General features: G+C 71.4%; 15 protein-coding genes and 1 pseudogene. 12 read left to right on the top strand and 4 right to left on the bottom strand.

The features are described 5' to 3' along the window. The first annotated feature begins 2 nt into the window (after positions 1-2). From RH861_RS14090 to RH861_RS14050, 9 genes and pseudogenes are all read left to right on the top strand, one after another. On the top strand, positions 3-749 hold the full coding sequence (locus RH861_RS14090; protein ID WP_310521513.1) for a 3-hydroxybutyrate dehydrogenase: 747 nt from the start codon (positions 3-5) through the stop codon (positions 747-749). 116 nt (positions 750-865) lie between these two features. Further along, the gene (locus tag RH861_RS14085; RefSeq protein ID WP_310521512.1) at positions 866-1,639 is read left to right on the top strand and encodes a CoA transferase subunit A; all 774 of its coding nucleotides are present in this window, start codon (positions 866-868) and stop codon (positions 1,637-1,639) included. A 2-nt stretch (positions 1,640-1,641) separates the two neighbouring features. Continuing rightward, a complete protein-coding gene (locus RH861_RS14080; RefSeq protein ID WP_197466970.1) occupies positions 1,642-2,292 on the top strand; it encodes a CoA transferase subunit B in 651 nt (216 codons plus the stop codon). Positions 2,293-2,400: 108 nt separating this feature from the next. Further along, complete coding sequence (locus RH861_RS14075) at positions 2,401-3,045, top strand: hypothetical protein (RefSeq protein WP_310521511.1); 645 nt, start codon at positions 2,401-2,403, stop codon at positions 3,043-3,045. Between the two features lie 92 nt (positions 3,046-3,137). After that, on the top strand, positions 3,138-4,220 hold the full coding sequence (locus RH861_RS14070) for a YihY/virulence factor BrkB family protein (protein WP_310521510.1): 1,083 nt from the start codon (positions 3,138-3,140) through the stop codon (positions 4,218-4,220). A gap of 62 nt (positions 4,221-4,282) precedes the next feature. Beyond that, positions 4,283-4,678: pseudogene (locus RH861_RS14065) on the top strand (YihY/virulence factor BrkB family protein); the annotation flags it as partial. Positions 4,679-4,763: 85 nt separating this feature from the next. Next, entirely contained in the window at positions 4,764-5,321 is a 558-nt protein-coding gene (locus RH861_RS14060) for a YihY/virulence factor BrkB family protein (RefSeq protein WP_310521509.1), read from the top strand. A gap of 94 nt (positions 5,322-5,415) precedes the next feature. Further along, positions 5,416-6,546, top strand: a complete 1,131-nt coding sequence (ispG, locus tag RH861_RS14055; protein WP_067947042.1) for a flavodoxin-dependent (E)-4-hydroxy-3-methylbut-2-enyl-diphosphate synthase — start codon at positions 5,416-5,418, stop codon at positions 6,544-6,546. Positions 6,547-6,586: 40 nt separating this feature from the next. Then, positions 6,587-8,353 (top strand): proline--tRNA ligase, encoded by a 1,767-nt coding sequence (locus tag RH861_RS14050; RefSeq protein WP_310521508.1) that lies wholly within the window; start codon positions 6,587-6,589, stop codon positions 8,351-8,353. Positions 8,354-8,432: 79 nt separating this feature from the next. On the opposite strand, the gene RH861_RS14045 is transcribed toward RH861_RS14050, so the two are convergent. Further along, positions 8,433-9,242, bottom strand: a complete 810-nt coding sequence (locus tag RH861_RS14045) for a DUF1206 domain-containing protein (protein WP_310521507.1) — start codon at positions 9,240-9,242, stop codon at positions 8,433-8,435. A 235-nt stretch (positions 9,243-9,477) separates the two neighbouring features. Here RH861_RS14045 and RH861_RS14040 point away from each other — a divergent pair, with 235 nt between their 5' ends. Further along, positions 9,478-11,520, top strand: coding sequence for a PhoX family protein (locus tag RH861_RS14040; protein WP_310521506.1), 2,043 nt, complete (start codon positions 9,478-9,480; stop codon positions 11,518-11,520). Between the two features lie 51 nt (positions 11,521-11,571). On the opposite strand, the gene RH861_RS14035 is transcribed toward RH861_RS14040, so the two are convergent. The 3 genes from RH861_RS14035 to RH861_RS14025 all read right to left on the bottom strand — a co-directional run bounded on the left by RH861_RS14035 (position 11,572) and on the right by RH861_RS14025 (position 14,898). Continuing rightward, a complete protein-coding gene (locus RH861_RS14035; protein WP_310521505.1) occupies positions 11,572-13,077 on the bottom strand; it encodes an alanine/glycine:cation symporter family protein in 1,506 nt (501 codons plus the stop codon). A 70-nt stretch (positions 13,078-13,147) separates the two neighbouring features. Next, the gene (locus RH861_RS14030; RefSeq protein WP_310521504.1) at positions 13,148-14,281 is read right to left on the bottom strand and encodes a glycosyltransferase; all 1,134 of its coding nucleotides are present in this window, start codon (positions 14,279-14,281) and stop codon (positions 13,148-13,150) included. A gap of 11 nt (positions 14,282-14,292) precedes the next feature. After that, the gene (locus tag RH861_RS14025; RefSeq protein ID WP_310521503.1) at positions 14,293-14,898 is read right to left on the bottom strand and encodes a TetR/AcrR family transcriptional regulator; all 606 of its coding nucleotides are present in this window, start codon (positions 14,896-14,898) and stop codon (positions 14,293-14,295) included. Positions 14,899-15,053: 155 nt separating this feature from the next. Here RH861_RS14025 and nusA point away from each other — a divergent pair, with 155 nt between their 5' ends. Both nusA and RH861_RS14015 read left to right on the top strand, forming a co-directional pair. Beyond that, on the top strand, positions 15,054-16,052 hold the full coding sequence (gene nusA, locus RH861_RS14020; RefSeq protein WP_067947032.1) for a transcription termination factor NusA: 999 nt from the start codon (positions 15,054-15,056) through the stop codon (positions 16,050-16,052). Positions 16,053-16,104: 52 nt separating this feature from the next. Further along, on the top strand, positions 16,105-16,350 hold the full coding sequence (locus RH861_RS14015) for a YlxR family protein (protein ID WP_310521502.1): 246 nt from the start codon (positions 16,105-16,107) through the stop codon (positions 16,348-16,350). Positions 16,351-16,402 lie beyond the last annotated feature (52 nt).

Below are 16,402 nucleotides of genomic sequence, written 5' to 3'. Positions count from 1 at the left end.
GCATGACCTCACTGACCGGACGGCGCGCGATCGTGACGGGCGGGGCCAGCGGCATCGGGCTCGCATGCGCCGAGACCCTCGCCGACGCCGGCGCCCACGTCATCATCGCCGACCTCGACGGCGACGCCGCGGCGGCCGTCGCCGCGCGGCTCGGCGGCGAGGCCTGGACCGTCGACCTCGGCGACACCGCCGCGCTCGCGAACCTCTCCCTCGACGTCGACATCCTCGTGAACAACGCGGGGCTGCAGCACGTGCGTCCCATCGAGCAGTTCGAGCCGGAGCGGTTCTCGCTGCTCCTGCGGGTCATGCTCGAGGCGCCGTTCCTGCTCATCCGCGCCGCGCTGCCGGCCATGTACGAGCGGGGATTCGGGCGGATCGTCAACGTCTCGAGCGTCCACGGGCTCCGCGCGTCGCCGTACAAGTCCGCATACGTGTCGGCCAAGCACGGCCTCGAGGGCCTGTCGAAGGCGACCGCGCTCGAGGCGGGACGCCACGGCGTGACCTCCAACTGCGTGAACCCGGGGTACGTGCGCACCCCGCTCGTCGAGCGGCAGATCGCCGACCAGGCGGCGGTGCACGGCATCCCCGAGGAGGACGTCGTCGAGCGGGTCATGCTCACCGAATCGGCGATCAAGCAGCTCGTCGAGCCCGGCGAGGTGGCGAGCCTCGTGCGCTGGCTCGCGAGCGACGACGCCCGCATGGTCACGGGCGCCAGCTACACGATGGACGGCGGCTGGAGCGCCCGGTGAGCCGCGGCGGCTGCCCGACCGGCCCGCGGCCCTGTACCCTCGCGATCGGGTCGCGGCGTTCGCAGAACGGATGCCGGCGCCCCGCGGTCGCGAATCGCTGACAAGGAGGTCACACGATGACACTGGACAAGACCGTCGGATCGGCCGAGGAGGCCGTCGCCGACATCCCGCACGGCGCGTCGCTCGCCGTCGGCGGGTTCGGGCTCTGCGGCATCCCCATGGTGCTGATCCAGGCCCTCCTCGAGCGGAAGGTCGGCGACCTGTCGGTCGTCTCGAACAACTGCGGCGTCGACGACTGGGGTCTCGGCGTGCTCCTCGGCGCCGGACTCATCCGGAAGATGACCTCGTCGTACGTCGGCGAGAACAAGGAGTTCGAGCGGCAGTACCTCTCGGGCGAACTCGAGCTCGAACTCACCCCGCAGGGCACGCTCGCCGAGAAGCTCCGCGCGGGCGGCGCGGGCATCGCCGCGTTCTACACGCAGACCGGCGTCGGCACGCAGGTCGCCGAGGGCGGCCTCCCGCAGAAGTACGGGGCCGACGGTTCGATCGCGGTCGCGTCGAAGCCGAAGCCCGTGCAGACGTTCACGGTGCGCGGCGAGGAGCACGAGTTCGTGCTCGAGGAAGCCATCACCACCGACTTCGCGCTCGTGCACGCGCTGAAGGGCGACCGGCACGGCAACCTCATGTTCGACAAGTCGGCGCGGAACTTCTCGCCGCTGGCCGCGATGGCCGGCCGGATCTGCATCGCGCAGGTCGAGGAGCTCGTCGAGCCCGGCGAGATCGACCCCGACGCCGTGCACCTGCCGGGCATCTTCGTCGACCGCGTCGTCGAGGTCGGCGCCGACATCGAGAAGCGCATCGAACGCCGCACCGTGCGAGAGGGGAACTGACCATGGCGCTCACCCGCCTCGAGATGGCCGCGCGCGCGGCGAAGGAGCTCGGCGACGGCTCGTACGTCAACCTCGGCATCGGCCTGCCCACGCTCGTGCCGAACTATGTGCCCGACGGCGTCACCGTGGTGCTCCAGTCCGAGAACGGCATCCTCGGCGTCGGTCCGTACCCGACCGAGGACCAGGTCGACCCCGACCTGATCAACGCCGGCAAGGAGACCGTCACCGTGCTGCCCGGCGCGGCCTACTTCGACTCGGCCACGAGCTTCGGCATGATCCGCGGCGGCAAGGTCGACGCGGCGATCCTCGGCGCGATGCAGGTGTCGAAGGACGGCGACCTCGCCAACTGGATGATCCCGGGGAAGATGGTCAAGGGCCCGGGCGGCGCGATGGACCTCGTGCACGGTGCACGACGCCGCATCGTCCTCATGGAGCACGTCGCGAAGGACGGCTCGCCGAAGATCGTCGACTCCTGCTCGCTGCCGCTCACCGGCAGGGGCGTCGTCGACCGCATCATCACCGACCTCGCCGTGATCGACGTCACGCCCGACGGGCTCAAGCTCGTCGAGCTCGCGCCCGGCGTGACCGTCGACGAGGTCGTGGAGAAGACCCAGCCGCCGCTCGACACGTCCGCGGTGGCCGCGCTCGCGTGAAGCGGGGAAGCGATACCGATCCGTGACGCGGGGGTGCGCCGGCCGGCGCACCCCCGCTGCCATGCTGGCATCGACGGTTCCCCACCGCCCTTCCGAACCGGAGCTCCGTTGACCCGACCCGCGCGCCGCACCGCTGCGGCCACCCTCGTGCTGATCGCGGGCCTCGCGCTCGTCGGGTGCACGGCCGAGCCCGCAACCGCCCCCACCACCACGCCGACGCCGACGCCGGCCGAGACGCCGGTCACCGAGACGACGCCGACGCCCGACGCCGCCGGCGGCGAGGTCGCCGCCATCCTCGTCCGCGCGGACGCGGTCGAGTACCTCGACGCCTCCGGCGCACCGGTCCGTGACACGCGGGATGCCTACGCCGACCCGGTCGACGCCGCGCTCGCCCGGCTCACCGAGCTGCTGGGGGACCCCGTCGTCGAGACCTACGAGTCCCGGTACACCGAGGGCACGGGCACGCTGCACCGCTGGGACGGCCTGGCCATCGAGGAGTTCCCCGCCGGCATGGTGGCCGACGTCCCCGATGCGCCGACCTGGGGAGTCCGGCTCGAGTCCGCGTCGGCGGGCGGAATCGACCTCCTCGCGATCGACGGCATCCGGGTCGGCGATCCCGTCCCGGCCGGCCTCGAGAGGTCGGCCTGCAACTCGGCGATGGCCGAGACGGTGGGCACGCAGGGCGTCGAGGTCGACGGCGGCTCCGCGGTCGTCGTCGTCCGCGCGCCCGTCTACACCGACGTGTGCGAGTGAATCGGCGGGGCCGTCCGCGCGCAGGATAGATGCCCCGTGCCGTGTCCGCCAGTCCCTCGCGGGCGCCGAGGTGCGGTGCGCACGATGGCGGGATGACCGACGCACACGCCGTCCACGACGATCGCATCGCTCCCGACCCCGAGGACGCCCGGAAGCCCGACTCCCCGCCCGAGGTCTCGAAGCGGTCGTGGAAGTACGTGATCCGGAAGACGTTCCGGGAGTTCGTCGACGACCAGTGCCAGGACAGCGCCGCCGCGCTCACGTACTACGGCGTGCTCGCGCTGTTCCCGGGGCTGCTGGCGCTCACGTCGCTGCTCGCGCTCGTCGGCCAGGGCGGCAGCGCGATCGACGAGCTGCTGCGGGTGCTCGAGGGCGTCGCGCCCCCCGAGGTGCTCCAGGTGCTCAGCGAACCGCTGCGGAACTTCGCCGACTCGCCGGCGGCCGGACTCGGCTTCGTCACGGGTCTCGTGATCGCGCTGTGGTCCGCGTCCGGCTACGTGGGCGCGTTCGGCCGCGCGATGAACCGCATCTACGAGATCGAGGAGGGGCGGCCGTTCTGGAAGCTCCGCCCCATCCAGCTCGGCGTGACCGTCGCGGCGGTCGTGCTGGTGGCCGTGGTCGCCGTGATCCTCGTCGTCTCCGGACCGGTGACCGAGGCCATCGGGTCGGCGCTCGGGCTCGGCGAGTCCGTCCGGATCGTCTGGGAGATCGCGAAGTGGCCGCTGCTCGCGGTCATCGTGGTCGTCATCATCGCGCTGCTCTACCACGCGACCCCCAACGCGAGGCAGCCGAAGTTCCGCTGGATCAGCCTCGGCGCGCTGCTGGCGATCATCGTGCTGGTCATCGCGTCCGCGGGCTTCGCGCTCTACGTCGCCAACTTCTCGAACTACGACCGCACCTACGGGTCGCTCGCTGGCGCCATCGTGTTCCTGCTGTGGCTCTGGATCGCGAACAACGCCCTCCTGTTCGGCGCGGAGTTCGACGCCGAGCTCGAGCGCGGCCGCGAACTGCAGGCGGGGATCCCCGCCGAGGAGCGGATCCAGCTCCCGCCGCGGGACACCCGGAAGATGGACAAGGCGGAGGAGAAGCGCAAGGAGGACGCGCGGATCGGCCGCCGCATCAGGGAAGCAGCTGATGGGCAGCGGAGGCGCGAGCAGGACGCCGCCCCCGACTAGGCCTTCACCGGCGCGGCGTGCGCGAGGATGGCTGCACGGGGGGCGCTGTCGAGGAGGGCACCATGGACCGGACCGATCGGCTGGACCCGAAGGACCCGCGCAAGCCGAGCAACCTCGCCGAGATCACGCCACGATCGTGGAGGTACGTCGTGCGGCGGACGGCCAGGGAGTTCATCGACGACGAGTGCATCGACACGGCGGCGGCCCTGACGTACTGGGGCGTCCTTGCGCTCTTCCCCGGTCTCCTGGCGGTGACCTCCCTGCTGGCGCTGGTCGGACAGGACGGACGCGCCATCGGCGAACTGCTCGACCTCGCCGAGGAGCTCGCTCCCGGCCCGGCGCTCGAGGCCGTCTCCGAACCCCTGAGGGAGTTCGCGGGCTCACCGGCGGCCGGCCTCGGCTTCATCACCGGCCTGGTGATCGCTCTCTGGTCCGCGTCGGGATACGTCGCCGCCTTCAGTCGGGCCATGAATCGCATCTTCGAGGTGGAGGAGGGGCGGCCGTTCTGGAAGCTTCGTCCGTTCCAGCACGGTCGCTGCGGTCGTGCTCGTTGCGATCGTCGCAGTGATCCTCGTCGTGTCCGGGCCCGTGACCGATGCGCTCGGCTCGGCACTCGGTCTCGGCGAGGCCGTGAGGGATGCCTGGGATGTCGCGAAGTGGCCGCTCCTCGCGGTCGTGGTGATCCTCGCCGTCGGCCTGCTCTACTACGCCACCCCCAACGTGCGCCAGCCCCGCTTCCGCTGGATCAGCTTCGGCGCGCTGCTGGCCATCGTCCTGCTCGTCATCGTCTCCGCGGGCTTCGCGCTCTACGTGGCCAACTTCTCGAACTACGACCGCACCTACGGATCGCTCGCGGGAATCGTCGTCTTCCTGCTCTGGCTCTGGCTCTCCAACACCGCGCTGCTGCTCGGGGCGGAGTTCAACGCCGAGCTGGAGCGTGTCCGGCAGCTCCAGGCGGGCGTCCGGGCCGAGGAGCGACTCCACCTCCCGCGGCGCTCCACGAGCGCACTCGAGCGAGCCGAGGAACGCGACCGGGAGGGCCTCGAGCTCGGGCGTCGCATCCGGGAGGCACACGAACGGCAGCCCGGCGGGGAGGAATGACCGAGCGGTGCAGGGGCGCGGGGCATCCGTTCGATTGAGGTGCCGCCCAGCGGGGCCGCCCTAAACTGGCACCGTGCCTGCTGTGAATATCGGAATGCCGAAGGTCCCCGAAGTCCTGGCCCCCCGACGCAAGTCGCGCCAGATCAAGGTGGGCAAGGTGCTCGTCGGCGGTGACGCACCCGTGAGCGTGCAGTCGATGACCACCACGCCGACGCCGAACATCAACGCGACCCTCCAGCAGATCGCCGAGCTCACCGCCTCCGGCTGCGACATCGTCCGCGTCGCCGTGCCGAGCCGCGACGACGCGGAGGCGCTGCCGATCATCGCGAAGAAGAGCCAGATCCCGGTCATCGCCGACATCCACTTCCAGCCGAACTACGTGTACGCCGCGATCGACGCCGGCTGCGCCGCGGTGCGCGTGAACCCGGGCAACATCCGCAAGTTCGACGACCAGGTCGGCGAGATCGCGCGGCGCGCCAAGGAGGCGGGCGTCTCGATCCGCATCGGCGTGAACGCCGGCTCGCTCGACCCGCGCCTGCTGCAGAAGTACGGCAAGGCGACCGCCGAGGCGCTCGTCGAGTCGGCCGTGTGGGAGGCGAGCCTGTTCGAGGAGCACGACTTCCACGACTTCAAGATCTCGGTCAAGCACAACGACCCGATCGTCATGGTGAAGGCGTACCGGATGCTGGCGGAGCGGGGCGACTGGCCGCTGCACCTCGGCGTGACCGAGGCCGGCCCGGCGTTCCAGGGCACCATCAAGTCGGCGACCGCGTTCGGGATCCTGCTCGGCGAGGGAATCGGCGACACCATCCGCGTGTCCCTGTCGGCCCCGCCCGTCGAGGAGGTCAAGGTCGGCCTGCAGATCCTGCAGTCCCTGAACCTCCGCGAGCGCAAGCTCGAGATCGTGTCGTGCCCGTCGTGCGGCCGCGCCCAGGTCGACGTCTACAAGCTCGCGAACGACGTGACCGACGGCCTCGAGGGCATGAGCGTGCCCCTCCGCGTCGCGGTCATGGGCTGCGTCGTCAACGGCCCGGGCGAGGCCCGCGAAGCCGACCTCGGCGTGGCGTCCGGCAACGGCAAGGGCCAGATCTTCGTCAAGGGCGAGGTCATCAAGACCGTCCCCGAATCCGAGATCGTCCAGACCCTCATCGCCGAGGCGAACCGCATCGCCGACGAGATGGGCGCAGACGCGCCCGTCGGCACTCCGCAGGTCGTCACGTCCTGATCGGTCCGGGCGCGGCATCCGCCGTCGGTAGAATTCCCGGGTGCCCACACGCCTGACCAACTTCTTCCTCCGCACGCTCCGCGAAGACCCCGCCGACGCCGAGGTCACGAGCCACAAGCTGCTCGTCCGCGCCGGCTACATCCGCCGGCAGGCGCCCGGCGTGTTCGCCTGGCTGCCGCTCGGCCTGCGGGTGAAGGCGAAGATCGAGCGCGTCATCCGCGACGAGATGGAGCGGGCGGGCGCGCACGAGGTGCACTTCCCGGCGCTGCTCCCGCGTGAGCCGTACGAGCAGACCGGCCGGTGGACCGAGTACGGCGACGCGCTGTTCCGGTTGAAGGACCGCAAGGACGCGGACTACCTCCTGGCGCCCACGCACGAGGAGGTCTTCACGCTGCTCGTGAAGGACCTCTACTCCTCGTACAAGGAACTGCCGCTCACCATCTACCAGATCCAGGACAAGTACCGCGACGAGGCGCGTCCGCGCGCGGGTCTCCTCCGGGGTCGTGAGTTCACGATGAAGGACGCGTACTCGTTCGACGTGAGCGATGCGGGCCTCGACGCGTCGTACCAGGCGCAGCGCGACGCCTACGAGCGCATCTTCCAGCGCCTCGGCCTCGACTACGTGATCGTGCAGGCCGACGCCGGCGCCATGGGCGGGTCCAAGAGCGAGGAGTTCCTCCACCCCACTCCCGTCGGCGAGGACACCTTCGTCCGCTCGACCGGCGGCTACGCCGCCAACGTCGAGGCGTTCACGACCATCGCACCCGAGCCGATCCCGTTCGACGACCTGCCGCCCGCGGCGGTCCTCGACTCGCCGAACACGCCGACGATCCAGACGCTCGTCGACCTCGCCAACGACCGCTACCCGCGCCCCGACGGGCGCCCGTGGACGGCGGCCGACACGCTGAAGAACGTGGTGCTCGCCCTGACCCACCCGGATGGCACACGCGAGCTCGTCGTCGTCGGCATCCCGGGCGACCGCGAGGTCGACGCCAAGCGCGTCGAGGTGGCCTTCGCGCCCGCCGAGGTCGAGGCGGCGACCGAGGAGGACTTCGCGCGCAATCCGGGGCTGGTCAAGGGCTACATCGGGCCGTGGTCGCCCGACGGCGCCGTGCTCGGGGCCGAGTCCGTCACCGGCATCCGCTACCTCGTCGACCCGCGCGTGGTCGACGGCACCGAGTGGATCACCGGCGCGAACCTCGACGAGAAGCACGTGTTCGGCCTCGTCGCGGGACGCGACTTCGTCGCCGACGGCACCGTCGAGGCGGCGAACGTGCGCGCCGGCGACCCGGCCCCCGACGGATCCGGTCCGGTGGAACTCGCCCGCGGCATGGAGATCGGCCACGTGTTCCAGCTGGGCCGCAAGTACGCCGACGCCCTCGGCCTCAAGGTGCTCGACGAGAACGGCAAGCTCGCGACCGTGACCATGGGGTCGTACGGCATCGGCGTGACCCGCATCCTGGCGATCATCGCCGAACTGCACAACGACGACAAGGGCCTCATCTGGCCCGCCGCCGTCGCGCCCTTCGACGTGCACGTGCTCGCCACCGGCAAGGACGCCGCGGCGTTCGAGGCCGCCGAGCGGATCGTCGCCGACCTCGAGGCGGCCCGGTTCGAGGTGCTCTTCGACGACCGTCCGAAGCTCTCGCCCGGCGTGAAGTTCGCCGACGCCGAGCTCATCGGCGTGCCGAAGATCGTCATCGCCGGCCGTGGGGTCGCCGACGGCGTCGTCGAGGTGTGGGACCGGGCGACGGGGGAACGCACGAGCGTGCCGATCGACGGCGTGGTCGCGGCCCTCGGATCCTGACCCGCACCGCGCTCCGCGAACGCGAACGCCCCCGAGCCCTTCACGGGCCCGGGGCGTTCGCGCGTCGTGCTCGAGTGGCTCACATCTTCGCGTAACGGGCGCGCGCGAAGCAGAAGATGCCGTAGAGCACGAGGCCCGCACCGACGAGCCAGAGGATGAACACGCCGAACGGGAGGCCGGCGAGGGACTTGAGGGCCGAGTCCAGGCCCCCCGCTGCCTCGGGGTCGGCGGTGACGGCGGCGACGACGAACAGCACGCCCACGATCGCCACCGCGATGCCCTTGGCGATGTAGCCCACCATGCCGAACGCGATGATGCCCTTCCGGGCGGTTCCGCTGCCCGGCAGCATCATCCGCTTCTCGAACTGGCGAGTCGCACCGCGGTACACGAATGCGACGCCGACCCCCGCGATCACCAGCCCGACGAGCACCAGGAGGAAGACGCCGCCCGGTGTCGCGAGGAGTTGCGCGCTCAGCGTCTGCGACGACTGGTCCGAGTTCGAGCGCCCGCCGAGCGCGTAGACGAGGGCGGTGACGCCGATGGAGAGGTACGCGATCGCCGTGCCGGCGTACTTGATGCGGTAGCCCCACTTCTTCTTGGTGTCGGCCTCGTGCACCAGGAAGGCCTCGGCGATCTGCCAGACCCCGAGTCCGAAGAGCCCCAGCGCGATCACCCACAGGAGGACCATGCCGAACGGCCAACTCGCCACCTGCTGCATGGCACCGCCCTGATCGGCTTCGCCTCCCGCACCCTGCGCGACGGAGATCGCGATCGCACCGATCACGATGTGGACGATCCCGAGAACCACATATCCGATTCGGGCCAGGATTTCGAGGATCCGTGAGTTCTGCGCCGCGCTCGCGGCCGATTTGCCGGTGGTCGATGTCATGCGCACAGCGTAGTGAGGTGAGGCCTCCGGACGGCAGGGTCCGACGGGTGCTTGCCCGCGCGGTTCGCGCAGTGCTAAGGCGAGCGGCCGCCGGTCCGTCGTTCCCGCGCCGGTCGGGCGGCGTTCACCCCGGCGTCGACGTGCGGACGCCGGACCGTCACCGCGCCCCGCGAGGCTCGGCGCGTCCCCGCGACCCGAACCGCGCCCGACGTGCGCGCCTGAACGAGGAGCTGCCATGGCCCTGCCCGACCTCCGACTGTCCGTCGTGGACCACGCACGCGGCAAGCGATCGCCCGTGACGTGCCGACTGAAGTGCGCCGACGCGTGCCTCGGCCCCGACTGCAACACCTCCGCGAACCCCGAGTTCCGCTCGCTCGCCTCGGCCGCGCTGTCGCGGCGCGCCCTGCTCGGCATGGGCGCGGCCGGGGCGGTCGCGATCGCCGTGGGCGACGCGTTCGGCGCGGCTCCCGCGCAGGCGGCCGCGGGCGGCGGTGCCGCCGCGGCATCCGGACTGCCCTTCGAGCCGATCGCCCCCGTCGCGTCGACCGTCGACGAGTTCACCGTGCCCGCCGGATACCGGTGGTCGGCGCTCGTGCGGTGGGGCGACCCGATCTTCCCGGACGCACCCGGCTTCGACCTCGCGAACCAGACCCCGGCAGCGCAGGCGCGCCAGTTCGGCTACAACGTCGACTACATCGACGTGATCGCCGACGAGGGCGGGCTCACGGGCGTGCTCGTCGCGAACCACGAGTACGTGAACCCGGCGATCATGTTCCCGCCGTCGAGCGACCCGGCCGAGCTCCGCATGCGCAGCGAGATCTACAAGGCGGCGCAGGGCATGGCCGTCGTCGAGGTCGAGCGCGATGCGATCGGCGCGCCCTGGCGCATCGTCGTCGGGGGTCGCCGGAACCGCCGGCTCACGGTCGACAGCGAGTTCGCGCTCACGGGTCCGGCCGCGGGCTCGGACCTCGTGCGCACGGCGGCCGACCCGTCGGGCCGGACGGTGCTCGGCACGCTCGGCAACTGCGCGGGCGGCACGACGCCGTGGGGCACGGTGCTCTCGGGCGAGGAGAACTTCAACGGCTACTTCTCCGCACCGGCCGACACGCCCTCGCGGGCGCGATACGGCTTCCGGCAGGCGCCGACCTCCACCGGGTGGGAGACGTGGGATCGTCGCTTCGACGGCACCGCGCCGGGGTACGAGAACGAGGCGAACCGGTTCGGCTACATCGTCGAGATCGACCCGCAGGACCCGACGTCCACGCCCGTGAAGCACACCGCGATGGGGCGCTTCAAGCACGAGGGCGCCAACGTCCGCATCGCGGAGGACGGCCGAGTGGTCGCCTACATGGGCGACGACGAGCGCGGCGACTACCTCTACAAGTTCGTCTCGAAGCACCGCTACAACCCGAATCGCGCGGATGCCGCGGCCCGGAAGCAGAACCTGCGACTGCTCGCCGAGGGCGACCTGTTCGTCGCCCGGTTCTCGGGCGACTCGCCGGCCTCCGAGATCACCGGAACGGGCGCGCTGCCCTCCGACGGGGCCTTCGACGGCACGGGGGAGTGGATCGCGCTGACGCGGAAGGGACGCAGCGCCGTCCCCGGCATGACCGTCGAGGAGGTGCTCGTGCACACGCGCCTCGCCGCCGACCGGGTCGGGGCGACGAAGATGGACCGCTGCGAGGACGTCGAGCCGCACCCGACGACCGGGCGGGTGTACGTGGCCTGCACGAACAACACGCGTCGCGGGCTCGACTACGCGGTCGACGAGGCGAACCCGCGCGCCGCGAACCGCGACGGCCACGTCATCGAGCTCACCGAGCTCGACGGGCAGGGCGGCACCCGGTTCTCGTGGAGCATCCTGCTGCTCTGCGGCGACCCCGCGGGCATCTCGCAGACCTACTTCGCCGGCTACCCGAAGGAGCTCGTCTCGCCCATCTCGTGCCCCGACAACGTCGCGTTCGACGGCGAGGGCAACCTCTGGATCTCCACCGACGGCGCGCCGTCGACGATCCGGAAGAACGACGGGCTGTTCAAGGTGCCGCTCGAGGGACCCGAGCGGGGGCGCGTGCAGCAGTTCCTCTCGGTGCCGCGCGACGCCGAGACGTGCGGGCCGATCATCCGCGACGACGAGGGCATGGTGTTCGTGGCCGTGCAGCACCCGGGCGAGGACGGCACGTTCGCGGAGCCGACCTCCCGGTTCCCCGACTACGGCTCGACGGCACCGGGCGCGGCCGCAGCGCCGCGCCCGTCGGTGGTGCAGGTCTGGCGCGGCTGACGCCGGGCCGGGGGCGACGGATGCCGCGGCGGCATCCGTCGCCCCTCGTGCTCAGTCCTCGTGGTGCACGTGGTCGCGGTGCTTCGTCGCCTGCCGGCGCGCGGTCGCCACGTCGATGGGGCCGGTGACCGAGCGCTCGTCGGTCCAGCACTCGATGCCCGTGACGTCGGGCATGAGGTCGCGCGTGAACACCGGGTCGCGGCCCTGCCGGCGCTGGTGGGTGTAGTCGCGCATCAACCGGAACGCCAGGCCCGACAGCAGTCCGATCGCGATGAGGTTCACGAGCGCCATCAGCCCCATGATGCCGTCGGCGGTGTTCCAGATGAGGTCGCTGCCCGCGATCGAGCCCACGAAGATGGCCACCACGACGAGCGAACGGTACGTCGTGAGGACCCACGGCCGCGTGGTGATGAACTCGATGTTGGACTCGCCGTAGTAGTAGTTGCCGAGGATCGACGAGAAGGCGAGGAGGAACACGACGACCGTGAGCAGGATGCTCGCCCAGCCGCCGAGGTTCGCCACCATCGCATCCTGCGTGAGCCCGATGCCGCGCTCGGCGTTCGCGAGGTCGGGATTCGAGACGAGGATGATGAACGCCGTGATGGAGCACACGAGGAAGGTGTCGAAGTAGACCCCGAGGGTCTGCACGAGGCCCTGCTTGACCGGGTGGGTGACCGCGGCGCTCGCGCCCGCGTTCGGCGCCGAACCGAGGCCCGCCTCGTTCGAGAACATGCCCCGCTTGACGCCGGTCATGATGATCGTGCCGAGGGCGGCGCCGAGGAGTTCGTTGTAGCCGAAGGCCTGCGTGAAGATCGACGCGAACACCTCGGGCAGGCGCGTGATGTTCATGGCGACGATCACGAGTCCGACGAGCAGGTAGATGAGGGCCATGAGCGGCACGACGGCCTGCGTCACGTGCGCGATGCGCCGCACGCCGCCGAAGACGACGAGGCCGGTCAGCGTCGCGAGGACCGCCCCGACGGCCCAGGCGACCCAGCCCGCAGCCCCGTCGGGCGCGACCGTCGAGGTGAAGCTCGCGCTGATGGTGTTCGCCTGCAGCGACGAGAACGCGAAGGGGAAGCAGAGGATGAGGATGACCGCGAAGAGGATGCCCGCCCAGCGCGCCTTGAGGCCGCGCTCGATGTAGTACGCCGGGCCGCCGCGGAAGCCGTCCTTGTCGCGCACCTTGAACAGCTGGCCCAGGGAGGACTCGACGAACGCCGACGCCCCGCCGATGAAGGCCATCAGCCACATCCAGAAGATCGCGCCCGCGCCGCCCACCGCGATGGCCGTGCCGACGCCCGCGATGTTGCCCACGCCCACGCGGGACGCCGCCGAGATCGTGAACGCCTGGAACGCCGAGACCGACTGCGGGCGGCCCGTCTCGTCGCGGGGCGTCTTGTCGGTGAGCGTGCGGAACATCTCCGGGATGAGCCGGAACTGCACGACGCCCGAGCGCACCGTGAAGTAGATCCCGAGGATCGCCACCACGGGCAGCACGATCCAGGTCCAGAGGGTGTCGCCCGCGGCGAGCACGAGGTCGTTCAGCGCATCCATGCGCCCAGCATGCCAGTCGGGCGGCCGATCGCTCGCGCATCACGGGCGGATGCGTGCCGAGCACGGGAGGTCAGCGCGGCGGTGCCGTGCGCCGGAGGGGCTCGTGCACCAAGCGCTCCACGGCGTCGGCGGCCGCGCCGGCGGCATCCGCCTCCCGCAGTCGCCGGCCGAGTCGGGCGGCCCCGGCCCGCGCCCCTTCGTCGGCGAGCATGGCCGTCACCACCCGGGCGATCCGCTCGGCGGGTGCCGATTTCGGGAGCACGCTCCCGGCCCCGGCGTGTTGGACGGAGCGACCGATCAGGGGCTGGTCGAGCAGGGGGTGCATCGGCATCGTGATGACGGGCAGGCCGTGCGCGAGGGCGCGGAAGGTCGTGGAGTGACCGCCGTGCCCGATGAGGAGCGACGCCCGCGGGAACAGTTCGCCGTGGTCGGCCCGTTCGAGCACGCGCACGTTCCGCGGCACCCGCAGCGGTCGGTCCGGCGGCAGGTCTCCGAGCGTGAGCACGCCGCGAACCGGCAGCGAGCCGAGCGCGTCCGCGATGCGCTGGTAGGCCTCCGTCTGGCCGGGGAACCACGTCGTCGAGAGGCTCACGACCACGAGCGGGGGAGCGGCGACCTGCGGTTCGACCTCCGCGCCGGCCTCGACCGGGCCGACCCACTCCGACGCCCGCGCGAGCGGCGTCCGCCGCGCCGACGCGGGGTCGAGCGCGACGTCCGAGATCACGATGCGCCCTGCCGCGCGCGACCACGCGGTCAGCGGGTCGGTGCCGCGCAGCCGGGCGGCGACGCCGACGGGGCCGCGTCGGTACGACCGCTGCCAGAACTCCAGGTAGGTGTGGAAGAGCACGGCCGTCGGGACCGAGGCGGCTCCCGCGCCGCGCACCGACGAGGACATGAGGCAGTCCACGATCGCGGCGTCCGAACCGGCGGTCGCCCGGCGGACCTCGTCCTCGAGGGCCCGGTCGGCGGCCAGCCGGGTGGTCTCGGCGATCGCGGCGGGCACGGAGCGGCGCACGGCGGAGTCCCAGAAGTCGAGCGCGGCGAGCGGGCGGAATCCGTGCCCCGCGCGTGCGACCGCGGCCGCCTGGCGCCGGTGGCCCAGGACCTCGACGCGATGGCCCCGGCCTGCGAGCTCGTCGGCGATGCGGAGCGTCGGCGGGACGTTGCCGCCGGCGTCGACGGTGACGATGGCGATGGCGGACATGGCGATCTCCCTCAGTGCGCGGTGTCCGGGTCGAGTTGGCGGGTGACGGATGCCACGAGGGCGAGCATGCGCTCGAGCGTCTCGTCGCGGGTGCGGCCGGCGTCGCGCCGCCACAGCTTCCACACCGAGAGGTCGGTGGCGGCCACGAGCAGGTCCACCGCCCGTTCACGACGGTCGACGGGCAGCCGGCCGAGGGTGTGGGCGAACGTGCGTGCGACCCACTCGCGGTGCAGCCGTCGCCCACCCGCCGTGATCTCGGCGGCCAGCGGTTCCCACCGCTCCTGGCCCACGAGCAGCAGGACGCCGTCGCCCCGGGCCTCGTAGTGGTCGACGAGGGCGGCGACGGTCGCGGGCACGTCGTCGGGATCGATCCTCCGCTCGGCGAGGACGTGCGCGGTGGCCCGCTCGCGGGCGGCGGCGAACAGGTCGTCGCGCGTGCCGTAGGCGCGGAGGACCGTCTGCACCGAGACCCCGGCGCGCTCGGCGATCGCCGGCAGCGTGCATCGGGCGAGCGGCCGGTCTCCGGCGAGTGAGACGACCGCGTCGAGGATGCGCTCACGGGTCTGCTGCACCTGGTCGGCCCGGACGCGCATGGTGTACGAGCGAGTGGATTTCATGTCAGTTCCAATTAACGCCGAACTCTCTTTCGGTGTCAATAGCCGTACACATGGAATCTCCCGTCCTGCGGACGAGGTCGTCCACGGCATCCGCTACGCTTGAGTGTTCCGCCCGGTGGGGGAGCGGACCCGAGAGTTGAATAGAGGAGGCCGGAATGGACATCGACCTCAGCGTGCTCCGCATGATGGAGCGCGAGAAGGAGATCCCGTTCGACGAACTGGTGCAGATCATCGAGCAGGCGATCCTGATGGCCTACCTCAAGCACACCAACCCCGCCCAGCACGGGCACGCCAACCCGCGCGGCGCCCGCGCGCACCTCGACCGCAAGACGGGTCACGTCTCGATCTACGTGCCCGAGCTCGACGACGAGGGCAACGTCATCGGCGAGGCCGAGGACTCGCCGAGCGACTTCGGCCGCATCGCCGCGTTCGCCGCGAAGCAGGTCATCAACCAGCGCCTGCGCGACCTCGCCGACGACGCCGTGCTCGGCGAGTTCCGCGGGCGCGAGGGCGACATCGTCGCGGGCGTCATCCAGCAGGGCCCCAATCCGCGGATGGTCCACATCGACCTCGGCACGGTCGAGGCGATCCTGCCCCCCGAGGAGCAGGTGCCCGGCGAGGAGTACCCGCACGGCCAGCGCATCCGCGTGTACGTCACGAGCGTCGCGAAGGGCGCCAAGGGACCGTCGATCACCGTCTCGCGCACGCACCCCGCGCTCGTGCGCAAGCTCTTCGCGCTCGAGGTCCCCGAGATCGCCTCGGGCGTCGTCGAGATCGTCTCGCTCGCGCGCGAGGCCGGACACCGCACCAAGATCGCCGTCCGGGCGAACCAGCCCGGCGTGAACGCCAAGGGCGCGTGCATCGGCGAGCTCGGCCAGCGCGTCCGCGCCGTGACCGCCGAGCTCGGCAACGAGAAGATCGACATCGTCGACTGGAACGAGGACCTGGCGACGTTCGTCGCGTCGGCGCTGTCGCCGGCCAAGGTCACGAGCGCCTTCGTGATCGACGAGGGGACGCGTGCCGTGCGCGCGCTCGTGCCCGACTACCAGCTGTCGCTCGCGATCGGCAAGGAGGGCCAGAACGCCCGCCTGGCCGCCAAGCTGACCGGCGCGAAGATCGACATCCAGCCGGACTCGGTCCTCGACCAGGCGTGACTCGGCCGCGCTCCGGGGCGTTGTCCGGAGACGCACAGGCCGGAGGTGTAGGATGGAACCCGTCAGAACGTGCATCGGATGCCGTTCGCGCGCTCCGCGGTCCTCACTTCTGAGGGTCGTCGCCCAGCAATCCCGAGTCCTCGCCGATACGTCGGCGGTGCTCCCCGGGCGAGGTGCGTGGCTCCATCCGACGCTCGAGTGCCTCCGACTCGCCCAGCGACGCCGCGCCTTCGGGCGCGCGCTCCGCGTGACCGGCGAGCTGGACACATCCGATCTGGAGAACAGGCTGAACGGCTAATGGACAACTCATGAGCGGCTCGAAATGAGACCCGTCCGTCATTGATGGTCCC

This window comes from Agromyces indicus (genome assembly GCF_031432295.1).
Lineage (GTDB): Bacteria > Actinomycetota > Actinomycetes > Actinomycetales > Microbacteriaceae > Agromyces > Agromyces indicus.
The sequence above is the reverse complement of the archived record's forward strand: the minus strand, read 5'-3'. Positions and strand labels throughout refer to the sequence as shown.